This is a genomic window from Nocardia cyriacigeorgica, assembly GCF_005863245.1.
GTDB lineage: Bacteria > Actinomycetota > Actinomycetes > Mycobacteriales > Mycobacteriaceae > Nocardia > Nocardia cyriacigeorgica_C.
Genome location: NZ_VBUT01000014.1, coordinates 77,191 through 96,001, shown reverse-complemented (window position 1 = coordinate 96,001; position 18,811 = coordinate 77,191). Strand labels below are relative to the sequence as shown.

At 67.7% G+C, this 18,811-nt stretch carries 28 protein-coding genes; all 28 read right to left on the bottom strand.

The features are described from left to right. Positions 1-28 precede the first annotated feature (28 nt). Positions 29-1,474 (bottom strand): DUF7257 domain-containing protein, encoded by a 1,446-nt coding sequence (locus FEK34_RS28370; RefSeq protein WP_138452863.1) that lies wholly within the window; start codon positions 1,472-1,474, stop codon positions 29-31. A gap of 10 nt (positions 1,475-1,484) precedes the next feature. Then, the gene (locus FEK34_RS28365) at positions 1,485-1,922 is read right to left on the bottom strand and encodes a hypothetical protein (protein ID WP_138452861.1); all 438 of its coding nucleotides are present in this window, start codon (positions 1,920-1,922) and stop codon (positions 1,485-1,487) included. Between the two features lie 69 nt (positions 1,923-1,991). After that, positions 1,992-2,396: a phage upper tail fiber protein gene (locus FEK34_RS28360; RefSeq protein WP_138452859.1), complete on the bottom strand. Its 405-nt coding sequence runs from the start codon at positions 2,394-2,396 to the stop codon at positions 1,992-1,994. A 9-nt stretch (positions 2,397-2,405) separates the two neighbouring features. Continuing rightward, positions 2,406-3,626 carry a hypothetical protein gene (locus FEK34_RS28355; RefSeq protein ID WP_138452857.1) on the bottom strand — a complete coding sequence of 407 codons (1,221 nt, stop codon included), beginning with the start codon at positions 3,624-3,626 and terminating at the stop codon, positions 2,406-2,408. Continuing rightward, positions 3,626-3,946 (bottom strand): hypothetical protein, encoded by a 321-nt coding sequence (locus FEK34_RS28350; RefSeq protein WP_138452855.1) that lies wholly within the window; start codon positions 3,944-3,946, stop codon positions 3,626-3,628. The genes FEK34_RS28355 and FEK34_RS28350 overlap by 1 nt, the downstream gene beginning before the upstream one ends. Next, on the bottom strand, positions 3,943-4,605 hold the full coding sequence (locus FEK34_RS28345) for a hypothetical protein (protein ID WP_138452853.1): 663 nt from the start codon (positions 4,603-4,605) through the stop codon (positions 3,943-3,945). Before FEK34_RS28345 ends, FEK34_RS28350 begins: the two co-directional genes overlap by 4 nt. Next, on the bottom strand, positions 4,602-4,928 hold the full coding sequence (locus tag FEK34_RS28340) for a putative phage holin (RefSeq protein WP_138452851.1): 327 nt from the start codon (positions 4,926-4,928) through the stop codon (positions 4,602-4,604). Before FEK34_RS28340 ends, FEK34_RS28345 begins: the two co-directional genes overlap by 4 nt. Before the next feature lie 47 nt (positions 4,929-4,975). Beyond that, positions 4,976-5,131, bottom strand: coding sequence for a DUF7620 family protein (locus FEK34_RS30295; RefSeq protein ID WP_171048451.1), 156 nt, complete (start codon positions 5,129-5,131; stop codon positions 4,976-4,978). A 28-nt stretch (positions 5,132-5,159) separates the two neighbouring features. Next, complete coding sequence (locus FEK34_RS28335; protein ID WP_138452849.1) at positions 5,160-5,474, bottom strand: hypothetical protein; 315 nt, start codon at positions 5,472-5,474, stop codon at positions 5,160-5,162. Continuing rightward, complete coding sequence (locus tag FEK34_RS28330; RefSeq protein WP_138452848.1) at positions 5,474-5,749, bottom strand: hypothetical protein; 276 nt, start codon at positions 5,747-5,749, stop codon at positions 5,474-5,476. Before FEK34_RS28330 ends, FEK34_RS28335 begins: the two co-directional genes overlap by 1 nt. Beyond that, the gene (locus FEK34_RS28325) at positions 5,749-6,984 is read right to left on the bottom strand and encodes a peptidoglycan DD-metalloendopeptidase family protein (protein ID WP_249359692.1); all 1,236 of its coding nucleotides are present in this window, start codon (positions 6,982-6,984) and stop codon (positions 5,749-5,751) included. The genes FEK34_RS28330 and FEK34_RS28325 overlap by 1 nt, the downstream gene beginning before the upstream one ends. Further along, entirely contained in the window at positions 6,981-7,589 is a 609-nt protein-coding gene (locus FEK34_RS28320; RefSeq protein ID WP_171048450.1) for a phage gene 29 protein family protein, read from the bottom strand. Before FEK34_RS28320 ends, FEK34_RS28325 begins: the two co-directional genes overlap by 4 nt. Before the next feature lie 8 nt (positions 7,590-7,597). Next, entirely contained in the window at positions 7,598-7,786 is a 189-nt protein-coding gene (locus FEK34_RS30290) for a hypothetical protein (protein ID WP_171048449.1), read from the bottom strand. 242 nt (positions 7,787-8,028) lie between these two features. Then, positions 8,029-8,679 carry a hypothetical protein gene (locus FEK34_RS28310; RefSeq protein ID WP_138452842.1) on the bottom strand — a complete coding sequence of 217 codons (651 nt, stop codon included), beginning with the start codon at positions 8,677-8,679 and terminating at the stop codon, positions 8,029-8,031. Next, positions 8,676-9,620, bottom strand: coding sequence for a phage tail protein (locus tag FEK34_RS28305; protein WP_138452840.1), 945 nt, complete (start codon positions 9,618-9,620; stop codon positions 8,676-8,678). Before FEK34_RS28305 ends, FEK34_RS28310 begins: the two co-directional genes overlap by 4 nt. Continuing rightward, positions 9,617-10,420, bottom strand: a complete 804-nt coding sequence (locus tag FEK34_RS28300) for a hypothetical protein (protein ID WP_138452838.1) — start codon at positions 10,418-10,420, stop codon at positions 9,617-9,619. The genes FEK34_RS28305 and FEK34_RS28300 overlap by 4 nt, the downstream gene beginning before the upstream one ends. After that, positions 10,357-11,625 carry a hypothetical protein gene (locus FEK34_RS28295; RefSeq protein WP_138452836.1) on the bottom strand — a complete coding sequence of 423 codons (1,269 nt, stop codon included), beginning with the start codon at positions 11,623-11,625 and terminating at the stop codon, positions 10,357-10,359. The genes FEK34_RS28300 and FEK34_RS28295 overlap by 64 nt, the downstream gene beginning before the upstream one ends. A 57-nt stretch (positions 11,626-11,682) precedes the next feature. Then, positions 11,683-14,106 carry a phage tail tape measure protein gene (locus FEK34_RS28290; RefSeq protein WP_138452834.1) on the bottom strand — a complete coding sequence of 808 codons (2,424 nt, stop codon included), beginning with the start codon at positions 14,104-14,106 and terminating at the stop codon, positions 11,683-11,685. Positions 14,107-14,109: 3 nt separating this feature from the next. Further along, the gene (locus FEK34_RS28285; RefSeq protein WP_138452832.1) at positions 14,110-14,481 is read right to left on the bottom strand and encodes a hypothetical protein; all 372 of its coding nucleotides are present in this window, start codon (positions 14,479-14,481) and stop codon (positions 14,110-14,112) included. A 23-nt stretch (positions 14,482-14,504) separates the two neighbouring features. Beyond that, positions 14,505-14,930: a hypothetical protein gene (locus tag FEK34_RS28280; RefSeq protein ID WP_138452829.1), complete on the bottom strand. Its 426-nt coding sequence runs from the start codon at positions 14,928-14,930 to the stop codon at positions 14,505-14,507. Further along, positions 14,930-15,742, bottom strand: a complete 813-nt coding sequence (locus tag FEK34_RS28275) for a hypothetical protein (protein ID WP_212748842.1) — start codon at positions 15,740-15,742, stop codon at positions 14,930-14,932. Before FEK34_RS28275 ends, FEK34_RS28280 begins: the two co-directional genes overlap by 1 nt. Positions 15,743-15,793: 51 nt before the next feature. Next, positions 15,794-16,240, bottom strand: coding sequence for a hypothetical protein (locus FEK34_RS28270; protein ID WP_138452828.1), 447 nt, complete (start codon positions 16,238-16,240; stop codon positions 15,794-15,796). Next, positions 16,237-16,542, bottom strand: coding sequence for an HK97 gp10 family phage protein (locus tag FEK34_RS28265; RefSeq protein ID WP_138452826.1), 306 nt, complete (start codon positions 16,540-16,542; stop codon positions 16,237-16,239). The genes FEK34_RS28270 and FEK34_RS28265 overlap by 4 nt, the downstream gene beginning before the upstream one ends. Beyond that, positions 16,539-16,700, bottom strand: a complete 162-nt coding sequence (locus FEK34_RS30285) for a hypothetical protein (protein WP_171048448.1) — start codon at positions 16,698-16,700, stop codon at positions 16,539-16,541. Before FEK34_RS30285 ends, FEK34_RS28265 begins: the two co-directional genes overlap by 4 nt. Then, the gene (locus FEK34_RS28260; RefSeq protein ID WP_138452824.1) at positions 16,697-17,095 is read right to left on the bottom strand and encodes a hypothetical protein; all 399 of its coding nucleotides are present in this window, start codon (positions 17,093-17,095) and stop codon (positions 16,697-16,699) included. Before FEK34_RS28260 ends, FEK34_RS30285 begins: the two co-directional genes overlap by 4 nt. Then, positions 17,092-17,484, bottom strand: coding sequence for a hypothetical protein (locus FEK34_RS28255; RefSeq protein ID WP_138452822.1), 393 nt, complete (start codon positions 17,482-17,484; stop codon positions 17,092-17,094). Before FEK34_RS28255 ends, FEK34_RS28260 begins: the two co-directional genes overlap by 4 nt. After that, positions 17,471-17,782, bottom strand: a complete 312-nt coding sequence (locus FEK34_RS28250; protein ID WP_138452820.1) for a hypothetical protein — start codon at positions 17,780-17,782, stop codon at positions 17,471-17,473. Before FEK34_RS28250 ends, FEK34_RS28255 begins: the two co-directional genes overlap by 14 nt. Next, positions 17,782-18,810 carry a major capsid protein gene (locus tag FEK34_RS28245; protein ID WP_138452818.1) on the bottom strand — a complete coding sequence of 343 codons (1,029 nt, stop codon included), beginning with the start codon at positions 18,808-18,810 and terminating at the stop codon, positions 17,782-17,784. The genes FEK34_RS28250 and FEK34_RS28245 overlap by 1 nt, the downstream gene beginning before the upstream one ends. Between the last annotated feature and the right edge of the window lies 1 nt (position 18,811).

Genomic DNA, 18,811 nt, shown 5'->3' with positions numbered 1-18,811 from the left:
CCCTTCCTCCGATGTGTTCCGGGATCGGTTAGAGGTCCCGGGCGGTGAGCGCGTCGACGGCCCAGCCGCGGGTGATGGTGCCGAAGCTATTGGCGGCGCTCGCGTAGACGCCGAAACTGCGGTTGGTGGCGCCGATCCCGATCAGGCCGCCGCTGTCGGTCCATGTTGCGGCCGGTGTGCCGGAGCCGTTGATGTAGACGCTGTACACGTTGCCGACCGCGGTCAGCCGCGCGGACGTCGGAGACGACGCCGAGCCGGTGGCCCGGTTGGCGAACGTTCCGCCGATCCTGGTGTTGATGAACACCTGGGTGTCGGTCACCGATACGAGCACCATGTCCCCGCTGGTCGTCGACCGCAGGAAGCAGCCACCACCCAGCGAGGGCGTCGAGTTCGCCGTCGGCACAATGATGTTCCAGGAGATCTCCTGGGTATCGCTGGTGAGTGTTGTGTTGTGCCGCGCGAGATACACCAGGTTGCCGACGTTGTATCCGGGGACACCGGCCTGCGCGCGGTTGGTTGCGATCACCGGTGTGTTCGCTCCGATGGTCGTGTAGTTCGCGCCGAGGTTCCCGGCGTCGGCCCGGTTGAAGTCGTCGACCACCGTGATGCCGGTGACGACCGCCGGAGCGGGCGCGGCGGCCGATGCCGTACCGGAGACAGCAGCGACTGACGAAGACGCCGCGAGAGCCGGTGCCGGCGCCGAGCCCGATGCCGCAGCAGCCACAGCCGCTACAGTCGACGCCCCGGTCACCGTCGGCGGGTGTGCTTGCGCTGTAGCCGTCATCGCCTGCGGGGCAACGGCCCCGATCACCGGAGACGGCGCCGATGCGATCGCGGACATGACGACCGTGTCTACTCGGGCGGTCGCCGTCACCACCGGCACGCCCGCCGCAGCAGAAGATGCCATTGCCGCCGGTGTCACCGCGAGGACGTACGCAGGTGCCGGAGCGTCTGCGGATGCGGTCGCGGTCGTCACATCGACGACTGCAGTCGCCGTCACCGTGGGCGCATTGCCTACGGCGTTTGCGGTCATCGGCTGGGCTGCGACGGCGACGCCGACCACCGGCGGCGGCATGAACGCGGCAGCAGCGCCGGCGGGTGGGCTGATCACCTCGGCGTCGATGTACACCGGCGCATGCATCACCGCGGTCGCGGTCGCCGCGACGGCAGCAGCGACGATGGGGCGGTCCGGTGCCGGTGCTGCGGCGGTCGCGGTCGCCCGCGGAACCGTCACGGTGACGTGAGCCGACACGGTCGGGGCGGGCGCCGCTGCCGATGCGGTCGCCACGGCGGCGCCGAATCCCGGTGTCACGATCGGGGCGGCCATGGCGGCGGCAGCTGTCGCTGCCACAGCGCCGATCACGCCGAGCGCGACATCCGACCAGACGAGGTGCTCGCCCAGATAGACACGTTCGACGCGATCCTCGCCGAGATACAGCCGCTGTACGGGTTGCCCGTGAGCGAACAGACCCATGGTCGCCCGATCAGGCTGCCGAAATGGTGAGCACCCCAGCGGCATCCCACACGATCGAGAAAGTGCCCGCCGTGGTGCTCACGTCCTGGCCAAAGTCGACGTACCCCAACAGCGGCCGGGTTGCGTCCGTGGCTGGAGTGGCGTTGTAGACGACGGCGTATCGGGCAGTGATTGTGCTGTTCGGCCACGACAGGTCGTCGGCGTCGAGCACCATCGTGTTGGTGCCAGCGTTGTAGCTCGGCGCGGCGGTGACCAGCGACAGGCCGCCCGCGGTGTAGTTGGTGCCCGCGACCTCGTTGGTGACGTCGCTCTTGAACTGGTGGGTGTCCTGGTTCGGAGCGTAGCCGCTGGTGCACAACATCACCTTGATGTCGTCGGTGTCCCAGTGGATCCGCTTCAGGGCCAGGGACGACAGGCCGAGTCCGTACCACTTCGCTGTAACTGCCATGACGATCGCTCCTTACTCGGGCACGAGAAAGGCCCCCGCGATCTGCGAGGGCCTCGATGGGGTGGGCTGCTATCCCTTGATGACGTACAAGGTTTCGGGGTCCGGTGCGGGGAGCGCGTTGTAGGCCGCCTGCGTGACCCGTTGGGCGCGCGCGATCCCGCCACCGTTACGGACAGCGGCCGCCTCCTCCACCGGGGAGACGGGCAGACCTGCCTCGATCAGCGGCCACAGCGTCCCGTCGAGGTCCGGGATCTCGATCCCGTATGTCCGCAGCCCGATCTGCACCACCGCCGGGCCGGGTTCGAGCTCGATGGTGAGCCTGCCGTCGACCGGTGTGGCTGATACCCGGCGCGTGCTGATCATGGTCATGCCGTCGTCGGCGACGCGAGGGTGGTCCTGTTGGTAGAAATAGATCACCGAGTTGTCGTCGATCCCGGCGATGTCGGTGATGTCCTGGGTGATGGTGACGGTCATCTGTGCTCCTCAGAACGGCGCCAGGATCTTGACGGAATTCCACGCTGCCGAGTTGGCGAACGAACTCCGCTCGACCCGCAGCCCTGCGTATGAATTGGCGCCCGGCACTAGCCCATTCATGTGGGCCAACAGCACGATCTGGTCGTTGACCTCGACCCATGCGCCTTCGCCGTTGGTGGACAGCGCGACTTTGTCGCCAGCGTTGACGGTCATTCTGGTCGATGTGAAGTCCGCGAACGTGGGGTTTTCCAGGCTGCCCGTGAACTTGGCCAGATAGATGCCGCCCGAGTAGAAGTTGGCCGAGATCCCTTCGGTACCGGCGGCGTTGGTCCTCAGCACCAGCGACGAGTCGCGTTCGTCATCTGGTACGCCAATGACCGCTTCGATTCGCTGGGCGCCGTGGGTGACTCCGGTGTCGCGGACGAGGCCGACGGAGTTGTCGTTGCCGGTGGTCTTCGCCCAGAACCCTGAGACGATGCCGGCGTCTGCGCCGTGCTGGGTCCATCCGTTTCCCACGGGCCCGTCGGCGCGGTTGAAGTCGTCCTCGAACACGGTTCGGTTCCAGCGGACGTTGTAGCCGAGGTCGGTGGGGCGGTCATACAGGCGCAGCCACCGGATCTGTGCCTCGGCCAGGGTGCCGTTGAAGATGTTGATCCCGCGGCGACCGGGCCCGGATCGGTGGCTGGCCTGCGGCTGCGCCTGGAGAGTGAACACGTCATTGACGTAGACGCGGACCAGCATGTCGTTGTCGACGTGCACGCGGAGGATCAGGACGTTGTCGATGAGTCGAGGGATCGGAGCTGTGACGATGCGTCGGCCTTCTGTCATCCAGGAATCGAATTCCAGGATTCCGATATCGTCGCCGCCGACGGCGTCTATGCGGTGCCGGATACGAATGCACAGGATCTGTGCGTAATTCACTCCGATCTTCGCCCAGTTCTCGACGATGAACCAGTTGAAGTACTGGGCGAGGGTGCCATCGACGGGTAGGCGTAGCTCGAATTCGGTTCCGAAGTTGGGCGTGAATGGCTGGAATTCGTAGGATTCACCGCCACCCGCGACCGAGTTGTAATTCGACGGCAGCACCAGCTCTTGGCTCGCGTTGATGTATCCGTTCGGGCCGTCGCCCCAGTGTTTCCACGGCTGCCGCACGGGATTCTCCGGGGCCCGGTCGAAGTTATCGATCCACCCCGCCCACGCCCACGGCAGGTTGCGGCGGAGCAGGAACATCAGTCCTCCACCATGCCGCTGATCGTCGCGTCCGGGTGGTCCGCCAGCGTGGCCCGCATCTGTTCGAGCACCCGCCGATTCCCGCGAAGTCCACGGAAGTCGCTCGGGTCGAGCAGGGGGCGCAGTAGGTCGGGTTCGTGATTGAACCGGTCGATCGCCTCGTCGAATCGTGGTATCGCCTCGGCGGCGGTCACGAGGTCGAACATGCCGTCCAGGGTCTCGACTCCGAATGCCGCCGCCCACAGCCGCTCCTGCACTGGGTCGATTCGAACTTCTTCCATTCCTTTGCCCGCGCCGAAGCGCGTTTCGAAGATCTTCATTCCATTACTCCGAACAGCAGGACCTGCAAGACGGTGGGCGGAACGGTGCCCGTAATTGATGTGACGTTGATGTACACCCGTTCTCGTGACTGCATGACGAACCCGAGGTTCGGCCAATTGATTCGAGTGGTATTCGCTGGGATTGTGTAGGTGTCGAGGACGGTGGCGGTGGTGCCGTCGGCGGACCACTTCTTCAGCTCGAATGACATGCCGTTCGGTTGTTCCAGCAATGCGACGTGCATGTCGGTGATCGTTCGTGTCAGTCCGCCGGGAACGTTCTGGCACAGGCCGATCAGCAGCTCGTTGACGCCGAGGAGAACTTCCGCTGACGCGACAACGAATTCGGCCTCCCAGTAGGAGGCTCGCTCGGACGCTGATGCGGCGGTGGACTCGGCGGCCGATGCCGCATTGACAGCGGCTTGCGCGTCGGAGACCGCGACATCGGCCGCGCCCTGCGCCGAGACCGCGATGGTGTAGGCGTTGGAGATCGGTGTACGCAGCTGGCTGCCGACCGCGCCCTGCACCTCACCGAACTTGACCTTCGCCCCACCCGTGGCGATGGCCTGAATCGATGCCTGGTCGAGCGTTGACCCGAAACTCTGGCCGTCCCCGATGACGAAGGCGTCACCCGGTGGAGTCGGCAGATGCGGCGTCGTCACTGGTCGCCCTCGGTGTGATCACGCTGGACCCACGATAGCCGCAGCAACAGGTGAAGAACCGCCAGCGCGACGCCGAGCAGCAGAAGCGGCCGAATGTATTCGCGGCCCGGGTATCCGGCGTCGGTGAGAGCGTTGACAGTCCCGTGTCCGCCGAGCGCAGCCAGGCACAGCATGAGCCGCATGATGATCCGGCCGGCCGAGGTCGCGCGCCAGTTCGATCGCCACGCGTACATCACCACGAAGACTGTGGACTCGATGCCGATGGCGGCGAGGATGACGGCGCCGACGAGGCGGTGGTCGGGCACCAGCAGCACCACCGGCACGGCGACGAACGCTATGCCGATCAGCAGCCGCCGGATCCAGACGGGGTTCACGGTGCAGCCCTCCTCCGTAGCCAGGCCAGTTCGATGCTTTCGCCGAAGTGGTTGCGTTCGATGGCCGTGTTCAGCTGGCCGGAGAGGCGTTGCACGGCGGGCCATTGCGCTTCGACGCGGCGCCGCTCGGCCTTCGCGCGTTCGGCGGACACGCGGGCCTCGCGTGTCGCCTCGGACTCCCTACTCTTGGACCGTCGGCGCCACATCGCCGCTCCCCGACTGTGCTGTATGCCCGTTGATCGACTGCAACAGCGCCACCGACAGCCGCCCGGACGCCGACAGCTCGGCGTTCTGGGCGACCAACGATCCGATAGTGGCGCGGTTCTCGGTTGATTCGGTTTCCATGTATGCGATCCGCGCCTGTGAATCGCCCAGCAGCCGATCCACCGTTGCGCGCGGTACGAGTCGGCCCGTGGCGACCATCCATGTGAGGAAGGCGAACATCCCTGCGGCGCTGACGAGGTCCCACGGGACGGTGTCGAGAGCGATGTCCACTACGGCATGCCCCTTTCCTTCGGCTCGGCGGCCAGCCACGGCAGCCAGACCGCGAGCGCGCCGTTCACCGCTGGCAGGGACATGAGCCGGGTGATTGCCGCGGCGACGCCGAGCGCGACACCGACCCCTGCCGCGGTTTCGGGCAGACCCGATGCCGCGACGATCATCGGCAGCGCGGCCGCGATACCGACCACGAGCTGAAACACCGTGCGGACAGTAGTGCGCCAGGGGTAGCGCACCTGGGTGGCGTCCTCCGGCAGACTGTGGCGGCCCATCACTTCTCCTTGATCGCATCGGCGATCAGCGCGTTGAGCTCGTCGAGTGTGCGCTGCAACGCGTCCAGCTTGGCCGGAATATCGATGCTGGCCTCATGGACGCGGCCGTCGATATTGAGGGCGATGCCGGCGAGGGTGTCGACGGGCTTGTCGTCCTTGCGGTGCGCGGACCGCGAGGGGTACCGCTGGGTGAGCTCGCGGTGGACGTCGGCGAGCTGTCGAGCCTGTTCGGGGGTCATGTCGGTCTCCTCGTCGGATCGGTTTGCCATGTCCAGCAGGACGTCCCAGGGGAACCCCGGGCCGGGGTCGGTGTGGTCGGTGGCGTGCCAGGCGTCGACGGTGTCGTTGTGGCCGCCCACTCCGCGCTGCCCTGCGCGCATCTGAGCGCCGGACAGTTTCACGAGGGGGATGCCGTAGCGGTCGCTCCAGTCGCGGATGACACGGGCGCCAGCGGCGAGCTGCGCGGGACGCGACAACCATTCGGCGCGGGACTGGCGCGCGTAGCCGGTGAAGCACAGGTGCAGGCCACGCTCATTCGCGGGGCTGCCAGCGGCCCAGGGCACGTAGTTGTCGTCGTTGCTGCGTCCGATCCGGCCGTTGCCGTCGACGACGATGGTGTATGAGGCATGCGCGCTCGGCCGGGCGAGGTACCCGAGCAGCCCGTCCGCTGTCCCAGTGGCCGGTCCTTCGTTGGTGTGGACGATGATCAGCGAGCACGACCGGGGATCGCGCGGGCCGGAGTCGTTGGGCGAGAGGATCGTGACGTCTGCCTGTAGCTGGGCCATCGGCGTGCCTCCTGGCGTAGGGGTTTCGGGGTCGCGTGCACCGGCCAGCCACACCAGCGGGTCGAGGCGGTCTGGGCCGGGCGGCACCCACACCGAGCGGTGCACCTCGAAATGCAGGTGCGGCGCGACGTTCCCGTTGGTGCGTTGGTCGGGGTTGATCCGGGCGATCCGCTGCCCAGCTGTCACGGTCTGGCCGACCGGCACCTCGGGGATGACGTGGCCGTAGACGGTGGTGCCGCTGCCGGCCTCGGTCGGGTGATCGACCACGACCCACTGCCCGAACCCTGATGCGGGCCCGGCCATGACGATGCGACCGGCCTGAGCGGCGTAGACGGGCATGCCGCCGGATCCGCCGTCGCGGCCGAAGTCGACGCCCCAGTGCATGCCGCCCCACCGCGGGCCGAACCCGCTGGTGACCATGCGGCCCGCCCCAAGCGGCCAGTACCTCATGACCGGCTCCGGTCGCCGGTCCAGCGCTTGAGGATTCCCTTGCGCGCTTGCCCGTTTCGCTCCGCGTACAGGACGCGGCGCAGCTCGACCTCGTCGTCGATCGAGTCGCTGAGACCTCGCAGGTATGCGTTGGTCTCGGTCACCGAATGCGCCGAGGGGTCGAACTTCGGGGGGTCGTCGATCGCGTCGACTTCCTTGGCGGTCGGCTTCTCCGGCTCGGGCTCGTTGATCCGGTACCCCATGTATCGGTAGCGCTCGAGCTGGGCCTGCCGCTCGCGGTTCGTCATCGACATGGGGTCCTGGATCACCACGGGCTCCGGGTCTTCCTCATCGATCGGCACCCAACCGCCCATGCCGTTGAGGACGTGCTGCTCACCGCGGTACGGGGCGCGCAGCTTCTTCGTCGCGATCGACGGGTCGATCGGCGGGCACCCGGCCTCGGTGAGATGCTTCGACAGCGCGCGAGCCAGCGCTTCCGGGAACACGATCCGCTGGCGACTGTTCGAGTCCCCACCCCACCCGATCGGGATGAATTGCAGGACAGGAAGAAATCGTTCCTCCGGGTTGTCTGGGTCGATGTCTTCCAGCCGCCAGATTTTGCCCACCAGTCCTCCTACAGAACGCCCAGATCGCGGGCAGCGGCCATGACTTCCTGCAACATCTCCAGCGCCTTCATCACCGGGTCCTCCGGTTCCCGGGCGCCGATCGTGAGCGACCACAGCGGGGTCTTCGTGCGGCTCCACTCGAGCACCAGCTCGGTGACCCGGTCGACGTAGACGCGGCCGGGTTTGCACACCGTCACCGTCGCCGACGGAGTCGAAGGCCTCTACATCGGGCAGAACGGATTCGGCAACGCCTGGCTCGGCACCCGCATCGGTACCACCGTGCGCGACTGGGGTTGGCTTGACGACGTGCGCCCAGTTCGACTGGTCGAGGTCGAACCACTGCTCCGGATCGAGCGGACCCAGACGATGGTGCCGGGGCGCAGGTTCGCGCCGGGCCATGGCTCGGGGTCGCATTCGAGGTAGCGGCGCGGTTCCCAGGTCAGCTGTGCGTCGGCGGTGATCCGCTTCTGCACGTCGAACATGTACCGGAACCGCGAGTGCACGATCGCGAACTGGCTGTTGTCTTCCTCGATCGGCGATCATCAGGCAGGGTCCATAGTCCGTCGAGGCCCTGGAGCCGCAGGAGGTTGACGAACAGGGTCAGCTTCAGCGCCCACTTCGCCGGGCCGAACAGGATCCAGAGCCGCGGGAACTGGATCTCCGGCGGCAGGAAGGGGTTCGAGTAGGCGATGATGTGCTTGAGGTGCTCGAAGTCCGATTTGAACGTCGCGCGGACAGTGCGCCGACCGTCTTCGTCCTTGGACAGCTCGAGATCGTCGAGCATCCCCGACCAGCGCGCCCCGTCCTTGTCGCAGGTGACCACCACATTGGCGGTGGAGCGATCGTCGTGTCGGGTCAGCCACCGGGCGAGGTAGTAGTGCGCGGGAAGCTCGATCGTGCCGATGCCGGTTTCGTTCTCCGGCAGCGTGAATTTCGCGCTGATCTCGTTGTGGACTTCGCCGATGAACGTGCCGTTGGCATCCCACAATCGGACGAGCGGCGGCTTGATGCGGCGGGCCTCGTCCTTCTTCAGCCGCTCGGCGATCTCGCCGAATATGGCGTCGAAGTCGATTGTTTCGACGGTTGTCATTCCAGCCCCCAGGGTCGAGGCCACGGACGCGGGCAGATCAATTGGATGCCGGTGCCGGCGGGGGCGCCCTTCACCGCGACGGGGAGCTGTGTGGGTGGGGTGCCGCCGGGGATCGGGTAGACGAGCCGCTTGCCGCCCATCCTCGATGCGAAATCGGTGTCGAGGCTGGACTGGAACTGACCGCCGAAGGCCATCTTGTCGGTGTCGATGAGCAGGTTGTCGCCGGCGAGCAGCGGCGCGAGTTCGACCTTGCGGAGCGCGTCTTCTTCGGCGCGCTCGTATTCGTCACTGCCCCAGGAGTAGTCGGGCAGCTTCACGATCATCCCGCCCGCGGCGGCTTGGATCCGCCACTGCACGTAGATCTCGTAATCCGGTGGCAGCGGGTTGGAGACGGTGACGTACCCGATCTCCCAGTCCGAGCCGGGCGCGGTGGTGTCGGTCTGCGTGATGAAGGTGGACTTCGCTGGCTCTTCGATCCACCGTGGGTAGGCACCGATCAGCGGGATCAGCAGCTTCGCGTATCGCTCGCTGTTTGGTTCGTTCGGCGCCTTGATCCGCACCTTGTCGCCGAGCCGGACGGCGAGGTGTCGTTTCGAGTCGCTGGTGGTGACCCACAGCTTCGACTCCCGCTTGAACGACAGGCTCTTGCGGAACGCGGAGTCGATGCGCCGCCACGGCATCTTTCGGGTGCCCTTGACGTGCAGGGCCAGGATGAAGTCGTACGGCTCCTCGCGGGTGCCGCCGAAGTCGGCGCCGATCTGGAACGCGGTGGAGTTGTAGATGGCGGTGACGGGCGCCTCGTACATGGCGTCGAAGTCGGTGCCTTCGTCCTCGTCGGCCAGACACACACCGCGGTCCCACTGCCCTGGTCCCGCCAGCGGCCACCACTCGCCGTCACAGCCTTCGAGCTCGACGAGCGCGGTGTCGGGTAGCTCGATCATCGCGACACCCACGCCCGGGAACGGTCGCGGCGGTCGATCTCGACCATCCGCAGCTCACGCCGCAACTCGCCCGCCGATAGGCCGGTGCGTAGGTTCTCGATCACCAACCGGTTGTCGATGTTCTGGGCCTGCGGCGGGCGGGCCGTCGCCGCTGCGCGCATCTCCGCGCCGGTGAGGACCCATTCGGTTTCGCCCGAGGTGTTGATCGCTGCGGTGTTGTTCGGCAGCGGGCCACCGGAATCACGGATCACCGCGGGGATTACGAGAGTTTTCATCAGCTCCTGCATCCAGTTCGGTGTGCCGGGCACGACCGGGCCTTGCTTGGCCAGGTCTTCCCTGCTGGCCGCGGCCGGTGACGGGGTCTCCTCGCGGCGCTTCTTCTCCAGCTCCGCGGCGATGCCTATGCCGGCGCCGACCACGCCCTTCACGTCGCCGCCGAGCCCGATGACGGTGAGTGCGTCGGAGAGCTGGCCGGTGACGAACGATTTCGCGGCCTCGCCGAAGAGGTCGACCACGCCGCCGCTGCCGGTGCTGAAGGCGCCGCCAGCGGACTCGCGTTGCTTCTTCTGTTCGGCGGCGATCGCGTTCATCGCCGCGTACACCTCGCGGTCCGCTGCGGCCCGTTCAGCGTCGGTGGAGGCGGAATCGGCGTAGACCTCGTCGCGGTCGAACTTCGCGTTGTCGAGTGCGTCTTGCAGGTCCGCGAGCCGGATCTCGTCGTCGGACATCGACCCGGTCAGAGGCGGGGCCTCCGGGACCGGGCCGCCGGTGGAGTTGGCCTCGGTCTTGTCCTTCTCCATCTCCTGCACACGCAGCTCGGCCTGCCGGGCACGGATCTCTGCCTGCCGCTTGTCCTCCGGGGTCTTGTCTGGATCGGCGAGCGCTTCGTCGCGCGCGATGACCGCCTGCTGCGCGGACAATCGGGCAGATTCCAGCTCGAGCTCTTTGCTCTCGTCCCAGGTCTTTCCCGGGCGCCCGATCGGCGCGACCGGCGGCCGCCTCCGGTGTCGGGCGGCTCGAATGAGGTTGCCGGGAGATGGAACTTCAACGGCAGCTCACCGCTAGCCGCCGACTGCGCGCCGCTGCCGACCTGTACGCCGTTCGCGCCGGACTCCAGCGGTGTCCCGGCGAGGAGGCCCGCCATGTGCGAGTACTGGCCGCCGCCGCCCCGGAAGATGCCGATCGACAGGCCTCGCCCGGTTGGATCGAGGCCGGGCAGGAACCCGAGCGAGCTGAAATCCGATTCGGTCGTGAACCAGCGAATGTAGGGGTCCAAGCCCTTGAGCAGGGCGTAGGCGGCGGAGATGAATGCGGAGCAGTCCCACGACGGGTTACCGACGCCGCCGTACTGGTATTCCTTGCCGGACTGGCCGCGCAGGAAGTCCATTGCCCGGGTGACGGCGATGCCGCCGTCGGCCATCTTCGTCAGCCCGAACCCGAACATGCCGGCGACCTGGCCGAGGATGTCGACCGACCGCGCGCGCTTCGACGTCGCCAGCGGTATGAACGCTTCACCGCCGGTTTCCGGTTCGGCCCACTGGTAGAGGCGCGACTGCGGGGACTGGATCGTCGCCTGGCTCGGCAGCGGGCCGTCGATGCCGCCGTCGGCGCGGGGCTGCTGCACGACAGGGCCGATGAACCCGGCGGGTAGACCTTGCCGTTGCAGGGCGGCGCCGCGGTCCTCGTACTCAACCACGACTTTCTGCGTCTTGGACGGCAGGTTCTTGTTGATCAGCTTGTCGAGCTCGGCCAGGACGGCGGCGAGGTTCGGTGCCGACACCTGCACGATGCCGGGCTTGCCGTTGACGTCTTCGATCTTCGCGCCGACCTCAGTCAGTCGGGTGCGCGCTTCCTGTGTCAGGGCGTCGACGGGGATCTGCACGCCGTTGGCGTTGGTCCGCAGCAGGCCCTGGATGACGACGAGCTGCTGCTCGACGGTGTCGGCGCCGCGCAGGTTCGCCAGGATCTCGATGTCTCGGGGCAGGTAGCCCAGCTGCGCCGCCATTTGGGCGACCTGGTCGACGCTCAGTCCAGTCGCCTGGGCGAGCGCGGCGAACGCGGCCTAGTTCTGCGAGAGCACCGGCCCCATCTCCACACCTGCCTCGGCGGCGGTGATGGTGGCGTCGCGGATCTTGGTGAGCTCGTCATAGAGCCGACCGCCGTTCTCGGTGGCGGTGTTGACCTTGCCGTCGGTGCCGACGAGCTGGTCGCCCCAGCCCTTCGCCGCGTCCCATGCTTCGTTGGTGACGTCGGCGGTCGCGCGGACCTGCGCGTTGTACTGGGCGAGTGCGTCCTGGGCGGCGATCGGCTTGCCGGACAGCACATCCAGCGCGGTCTTCATCGCGTCGATGCGGTCGGCCGCCGACGACGATTCGTCCGACAGCACCTTCACGGCCTGGGCGAGGGTCGCGAACCCTGGGGTGGTGTTCTTCGCGGTCTGCTGGGTTTGCACGATCCCGTCGCGCAACGCCTGAAGCTCCGACAGGGCGAACCGGCCGTCCTGGCCCATCCCCTGGAGCTTGGCCGAGAGGTCGTTGAACTTCGCGGTGTCGCCGAGGGTTTCGGCGAGCTGCTCATCGGACAGCTTGAGGTCGTCGATGATCTTCTTGGCGCCCGCCCACCGGTCGGCGTACCACTCCTTGTTCTTGGCGTTGTCCGCCCAGGGAAGCTGGAACCCCTTCTCGAAGAACCCCGGCCGGAAGTTCGCGGCCTCCTCCAGGGATTGCTTCATGACCCCGATCTGGCGGGTGACGTTCTGGATCGCCTGATCGTTGATCGCGCCCTGGTTGAGGGAGAAGATCTCCGCGAGTTCGCTGCGGGTCTTGCCGATTTCGCTGAGCGCAGCGCGGACCGCCTTGGCGTGCTCCTCCCCCTTCTTCATCTCCGACCACAGCTGGAACAGGGCAGCGCCGGCGGCGACGACCGCGACCACCCACGGGCCGCCGAGCATGCTCACCAGACCGCCAGCGGCGGCGCGGACACCAGTGGTCGCGGCCGAGATCGTGCCCTGCGTGCGCGCGAAGGTCGACGCACCGGCAGCGGCGTTGAGGAACGACTGCTGCATGCGCTGCACCACCGGCGCCGAGGTGCCCAGCTGGTTGATCGCGGACCCGAACCGGCCGAGCGTCGAGGCGCCGACCCCGGCGACCTGCACCACTCGGTTGCTGGCGGTGGCGACAGCGACTGTCGCGGTGCCGAAGCGCTGCATCGTGCCGACACCGGCGGTGAGCCACGATCCGAGCGCGGTGGTGCGGAACACGACGAACGCGGCGGCCGCCGCGAGGACAGGGGCAGGCAGGTCGGCGATCGTGCTGACGACCGGTCCGAGGGCCTGTCCGACATCGACAGCGGCGTCGGCCGCGCCGTGCAGCCCGGACACGATCGCCGGGGTGGCGCTGGTGATCCGTTCGGCCGAGCTGCGAGCGAACTGTTCGAGCGGTCCCTTGACGAGGTCGTATACCTCGAGTGCGAGGTTCTCGGCTGCGTTGGTGACCGTCTGCATCGCGCCGGGCAGGCCCTGCATCTTGGCTGCGGCGACATCGGCGGCGGCGCCTTGGCGGCTCATCGCGCGGTGCATGTTGTCGAACCCGACGACGCCCTTGTCGGCAGCGATCGCGGCCAACCGCATGGCGTCGGATCCGAACAGGGTGGCGGTCGCGGCCTGGTACATCTCCGGGGTCATCCGCCCGGCCGCGGTGTCCAGCTGTTCGATCAGGGACCGCAGGCCGATGAAGTTGCCCTGCGAGTCGTAGACGGTGAGCCCGAGTTCGCGGATCGCTTCCTGTGCGGGCTTGCCCTGGTCGGTGAGGGCGAGCAGCGCCGACTTGAGCAGGGTGCCGGCGTCGGAGCCGCGGATGCCGGAGTTGGCCATCATGCCGAGGGCGGCGGCGGTGTCTTCGATGGTCAGCCCGAACTGGTGGGCGACCGCACCACCGCTCTGGAGGCCGTAGGCGACTTCGTTGATTTCGGCCGACGACGCGTTGGCGGTGTTGGCCAGCACGTCGGCGACCCGCGTGGCCTGGGTGGCGTCGAGGCCGAACGCCTGCAACGCCGAGGACTGGATCCGGGCAGCTTCAGCGGCATCGACCTGCGCGGCGGCCGCCAGTTGCAGCGACCCCTTCGCCGCATCCATGGACTGCCGGACGCTGAATCCGCCCTTGGCGAGTTCGGTCATCGCGGCGGCAGCGTCGTTGGCCGAGGTGCCTGGCAGGGTGATGTCGTTGCCGAGCTGCTTGGCGCGCTCGGAGACCGCCTCCATCTCGGTGGCCGTCGCCGAGGCCACCGCCTTCATCGTGTTGAGGTTGGTGGTGAACTCGTTGCCGATCTCGATGACCTTCGCGAACGCAGCCGCCCCACCCAGGGCGACGCCCATGCTGGCGCCGATCGCCCCGGCCACACCCACCGCAGGAGCGAGGCCCCGGCGGAGCTGCGGGATGAACTCCCGCATGTCGGGTGCGACGAGGATGTCGATGCGTCCGCCGGCCATGGATCACCTCCCCGCTTCTGCGCGTGACCTGTTGAGCAGGTCGAGCTTCGATTTCGGTTTCGCTTTGTCCGGGATCTGGTAGGGCTGTTGCGCTTTCCGGTAGCGCTCGATCAACTCGGCGGTGATCTCCGGCGGGCGCTGCGCGACCGGCGCAAGGATCGGCATGGGCGGCGGTTTGATGCCGTGCTTGAGCCGCTCGGCGCGCTCGCGTTTCACCTCGGGGTCGTCGGGGTCGGTGACACCGGAGACGTAGCCGAAGTTGTTCAGGAAGTCCATGCGGTCGACCAGCATGGCCAGGTTTTCGGAATCCCTTGCGGCCTGCGCGTCCCGGGCGTCGGCGTCCTCGATGAGGGCGGCGACGTCCGGGTACGGCATCGTCTTCAGCGCGACGCGGAGATCTACTCCGTGGTAGTGGCGGACTCGGGCGAGGGTGGCGCCCCAGCCGGGTTCGGTGCGAAGCCCGGCAAGGGCGCGAGCAGGTTTCCCTCATACAGCTCGCTCACGTTGATGATCCGGTTCAGCGCTTTCGACGCGTATTCCGGTGTGAGCGAGCCGATGAACTCCCACAGCTGCGCGCCGTTGGTGGTGATCAGCTCCAGGACCTCGCCGAACTTCGTTTCGCCGACGAGGCGGTGGAACCGCACGACCTCGTCGCCGGAGAATCCGCGCCGCACATCGGCCTCGACCTCGCCGAGGCGGATCGGGACCGGCGGCTTCTCCTCGGTGTTGAACTCGGCGAGGATGTCGATCGGCTCGGGCTGCGTGCGGCGGGCAGCCGCGGGCGGAGTGCGCCGCGCGGCTGCCGCCCTCTTCGTTGCCGCCATCAGCTGATCTGCACCGTTCCGGCCGGGGTCAGGCCGGAGCCGTCACCGGTGAGCGTGCCCGGCACGGTGATGGTGTAGGCGTAGGGCCCACCCGCCGGGCCGGTGACGGTGGCGTTGCCGGTGCCGATGGTGGGCAGCGCGACCAGCGCCGACTGCACCGCGGTGCTCGCGGCGTTGAACGCGATGCCCGTGGTGGTCTGGCCGCCGAAGGACAGCGTCCAGGTGCCGGCGGTGGTGCCCGCGGGCAGGGTGATGGTGCCCGAGACTTGGAGCGGGTTGAAGCTGGTCAGTGGCACGAACGGCTCCAGCGCGAGCAGCTCGAACTCGAACCCGTCGAGCTCCTCCTGGCCGAACGTGCGCGGCGGCGGAGTGGTCAGGGTGACGCTCGGCGACCAGAACACCTGGTTGGCGGACTCATCGCGCAGCGCGAGCAACAGAGCGAAGTCCTCGTCGTCGCCCGGGTTCCACCTGTACACGCCGGGGCTCAGCTGCGAGATCGTGCCGCCCTGCAACGTGGTCAGCGCGGTCGCGACCGAGAAGTCCACTGCCCGCAGCTTGACCCGCTCCTCCGACGGGGACTTGATCACCTTGTACGGGGCCAGGCGCCGGTTCCACACCCGCTTCGGGGTGACGTCGCGGGTCGGGGTCAGCTCGAAGCCTGCCTCGATACCACCGTAGGGATCCCACTTCAGGGAGCCGGTGACGGGGCTCGCGGCGAACGGGTCGGTGGGGATGCCGGTACCGGCCGGGGCTCGGTAGGCGTCACCGTCGAGCCAGACGTAGGCCTTTTCGGGTGCGGCGTGAGTACTCACGATTCCTCCAAACGGGGGGTTCGCTCACTGCGGTGAGCAGAGGGTGATGGTTCAGGCGCGCGGGGCGCGCAGCTTCAGCTCGACGCGGACCGTCGCCCGGAATAGGGGCATGTCAGCGCCGCGTGTGGTGTCGACGAAGTTGATCGGTCCGTCGATCCAGGTGGCTGTCCACGCCGACCCGCGGAACTCCTGGGGTTTGGTCCGCCCCAGCAGTTGCCCCGCGAGGGCGGCGATGTCCCAGGTCAGCTCCTCCGGATCGGTGGAGCCGCCGAGGATTTCGATCTTCGGCGCCCACACATCGACCTGGACCAGCGGTCGCCGCAGGAACGGGTCGACACCGACGTTGCCCGGCGCGCGCACGGTGACGAACGGGCCGGTGATGGGGTCGGGCAGGTTCCGGGTCGTGATCGCCTCGACCGGAACCAGGTCGGTGATGGACGGCTGCGCGGTCAGGAACGCGCGAACAGCCCCCGGCGCGAACGGGATCGGCGGGGTCAATCCGGGATCCAACCGCGGTAGCGGCCGTGTCGGCGGGCCGCATCGGTGAGCGCTGCGTGGGCTGGGGTGTCGACGGTGCCGTATTCCTTGTAGATGGCGTCCGGGTCGTCGTCGACCACACGCACTGTGGTGCCGGAGAATTCGGTGCCGATCCCATCGCGGTAGGCACCGGTCATCACGGGCGCGGCCGCGCGCGCATCGTCGGCGATCTGTCGGGCGATCGCGCGCCGACGCGGGGTTGTCGCAACCCGCGCGGTCTGGCGGGCGATGCTGTCGAAGATCGTCAGCACCGCGGCGTTCACTTGCGCTTGGCCTCGACTTCGACGACCGGCTTCGCCTCGACGGACTTGGCCTCGGCCGGCTTGGCGGCCGCCTGGGCCTGGAGGTGCTTCTTGTACGCCTTGGAGGTGTCGTCACCCCAGTGGGTGGCGCCGTCCTCGTCTTTCCAGGACACGATCATGGTGTTCCTTCTTTCAGGTCGGATGCGTGCCGCACCACGGCGGCGATGTAGGCGGGCCGACGCGACCCGATAGCGGGACGGCGGACTCGTGGGGTGCCCTGCACGGTGACGGTGTCGTCGACGGCGACCAGGTCGGAAACCTCGGCGGGGCCGTCGAACCGCCACACGTCGCGACGCTTCACACCGCCCGGCAGGCCCGGCATGAGCAGCAAGGTCAATCGCTGAACCACGTGCCCGTCCTGGAACTCCTCGACCTGTGGGTCAGTGATGATCCGCTGTTGAAGCAACCCCCACCACGGGATCTCCTGCGGCGGGCCCGGCATCCAGTTGCCGGTGGACGGATCCTGGGTGCGCGGGCCCGGACGCAGCAGTGTCCAGCGTTCGGGCAGCCTCATCGCAGACCGGTCCGGATCGTGAAAGCGTCGCCGCTGGTTTCGGTGTCGATGAGGTCGGCGACATCGTCGTCGGTGACATACACCAGGCGGTTCTGGCCGCCGGTCTCGTACTCGGTGGACCACTCCGGGTATTCGGTGCGTCGCACACCGAATACGCGTGCCAAGGTCGCCAACGCCCGCAGGACGACCTCGACGCCGATGCCCTTGACCAGATCCGGGTCGAGGATTCCGGCGGCGATTCGTTCGTCGAGGTGGGCGACCTTGGTGCGCAGCTTGGCCGAGGCCTGCGCGATGAACCGGTTCACCTGAGTGATCTGCGGTTCGGCGTAGGTCTCGCCGGAGATCGCTTCGACGTCGCTGATGGTGAACAGCGGGTCAGGCGCGGTCATCGCCCGATCCGATGATGGCCTCCAGGATGTCGGCCTTCTTCGTCGCGTCGCCGAGGTCGATGTCGTGCAGCTCGGCATAGGCGCGGAGATCGGCCACGGTCCAGGACTCCGACGGCTCGTCGTCACCCTGCTCGACCTGCCCGACCTCCTCCGCCGCGCCCGGGTCGGTCTGCCAGGCCGCGGGGTTGGTGATGAGCTTCGCCAGCTCGGCGGGCACGTCGTCCTCGGGCCCGAAGACGTGCGAGACGCCTTCGGAGTCGTGGACGTGGACGTACCCGGCGAGCTTCCGGCCTGCCATCACAGGACCTTCGCGACCATCGTGGCGTTGGCGTTCAGCAGCATCGGCAGGCCGATACCGCTGGCCTTGGTCCAGCGCGCGACCGGATCGTTGTCGATGTAGGAACCGACCACGATGCCCGGCGCCTGGTTGGCGTCGATGCCGTACTCGGGTTCGATCGCCTCGGCGGTGGTGCCCCACAGGGTTTCGCCGATCTTGTTCGCGCCACCGACGTAGAGGATCCGGTCGTCGGGGATCAGGCGCGACGCGTTGCCGTTGGCGTCTTCGACCTGTGCGTCGAAGATTTCGAACGCCGGATGCCCGAACGAGGTGAACAGGGCGTTCACCTGGTCGCGGGTGACGATGCCCTGGGTGCTGCCCGGCGGCAGTGCGTAGGCGCGGATCTTGTCGTTCCGCATCAGCGCCGACATCACCCGCTGGGAGGTGATCGCCCGCACCGGATTACCGGACTGGGTGGTCCGGAACGTCGCGAACCACGACTCCTGATCGTTGATCGGATCGGCCGCACCGGTACCGGTGACGTTCCACAGCACCGACGCGGTCACCGAGTGACCCGGCAACCGCTTGAAATCGGCCGCCAGATCCAGGCCGTTCTCGGCGAGGGTGACCTTGCCGTTCACCAGGGCGTCGGCCTTGGCCATGATGATGCGAGTGCGCAGCGCCTGCGCCAGCTCGACACCGTCGTTGAAGATCAGATCCCGGATCTGGTTGTCGGCCTTACGCAGCCGCAGCCGGTCGTACTCGCCGAGTCGCCGCTTCTCCGAGATCGGGGGCAGCTCACCGGAGATCCGGACCACGCCCTTGCGGCCGGTGATCGGAGCCTCGGTGTCCCACGACCGGAACTTCGCGGCGCGGCGTAGGCCGTGCTGGGTGATGTTGGCGCGGAATTCGACGTCGTCGATCATCGTGTCCGGCAGCAGGTTGTCCACCAGTGCCAGGTCGTTGATCGGCTGGTCTGCCAGGGCTTCGCGGACGTAGCCGGTCAGCTCGGCGGGGGTGACGTAATCGGAATTGATGACGAGTGCCATG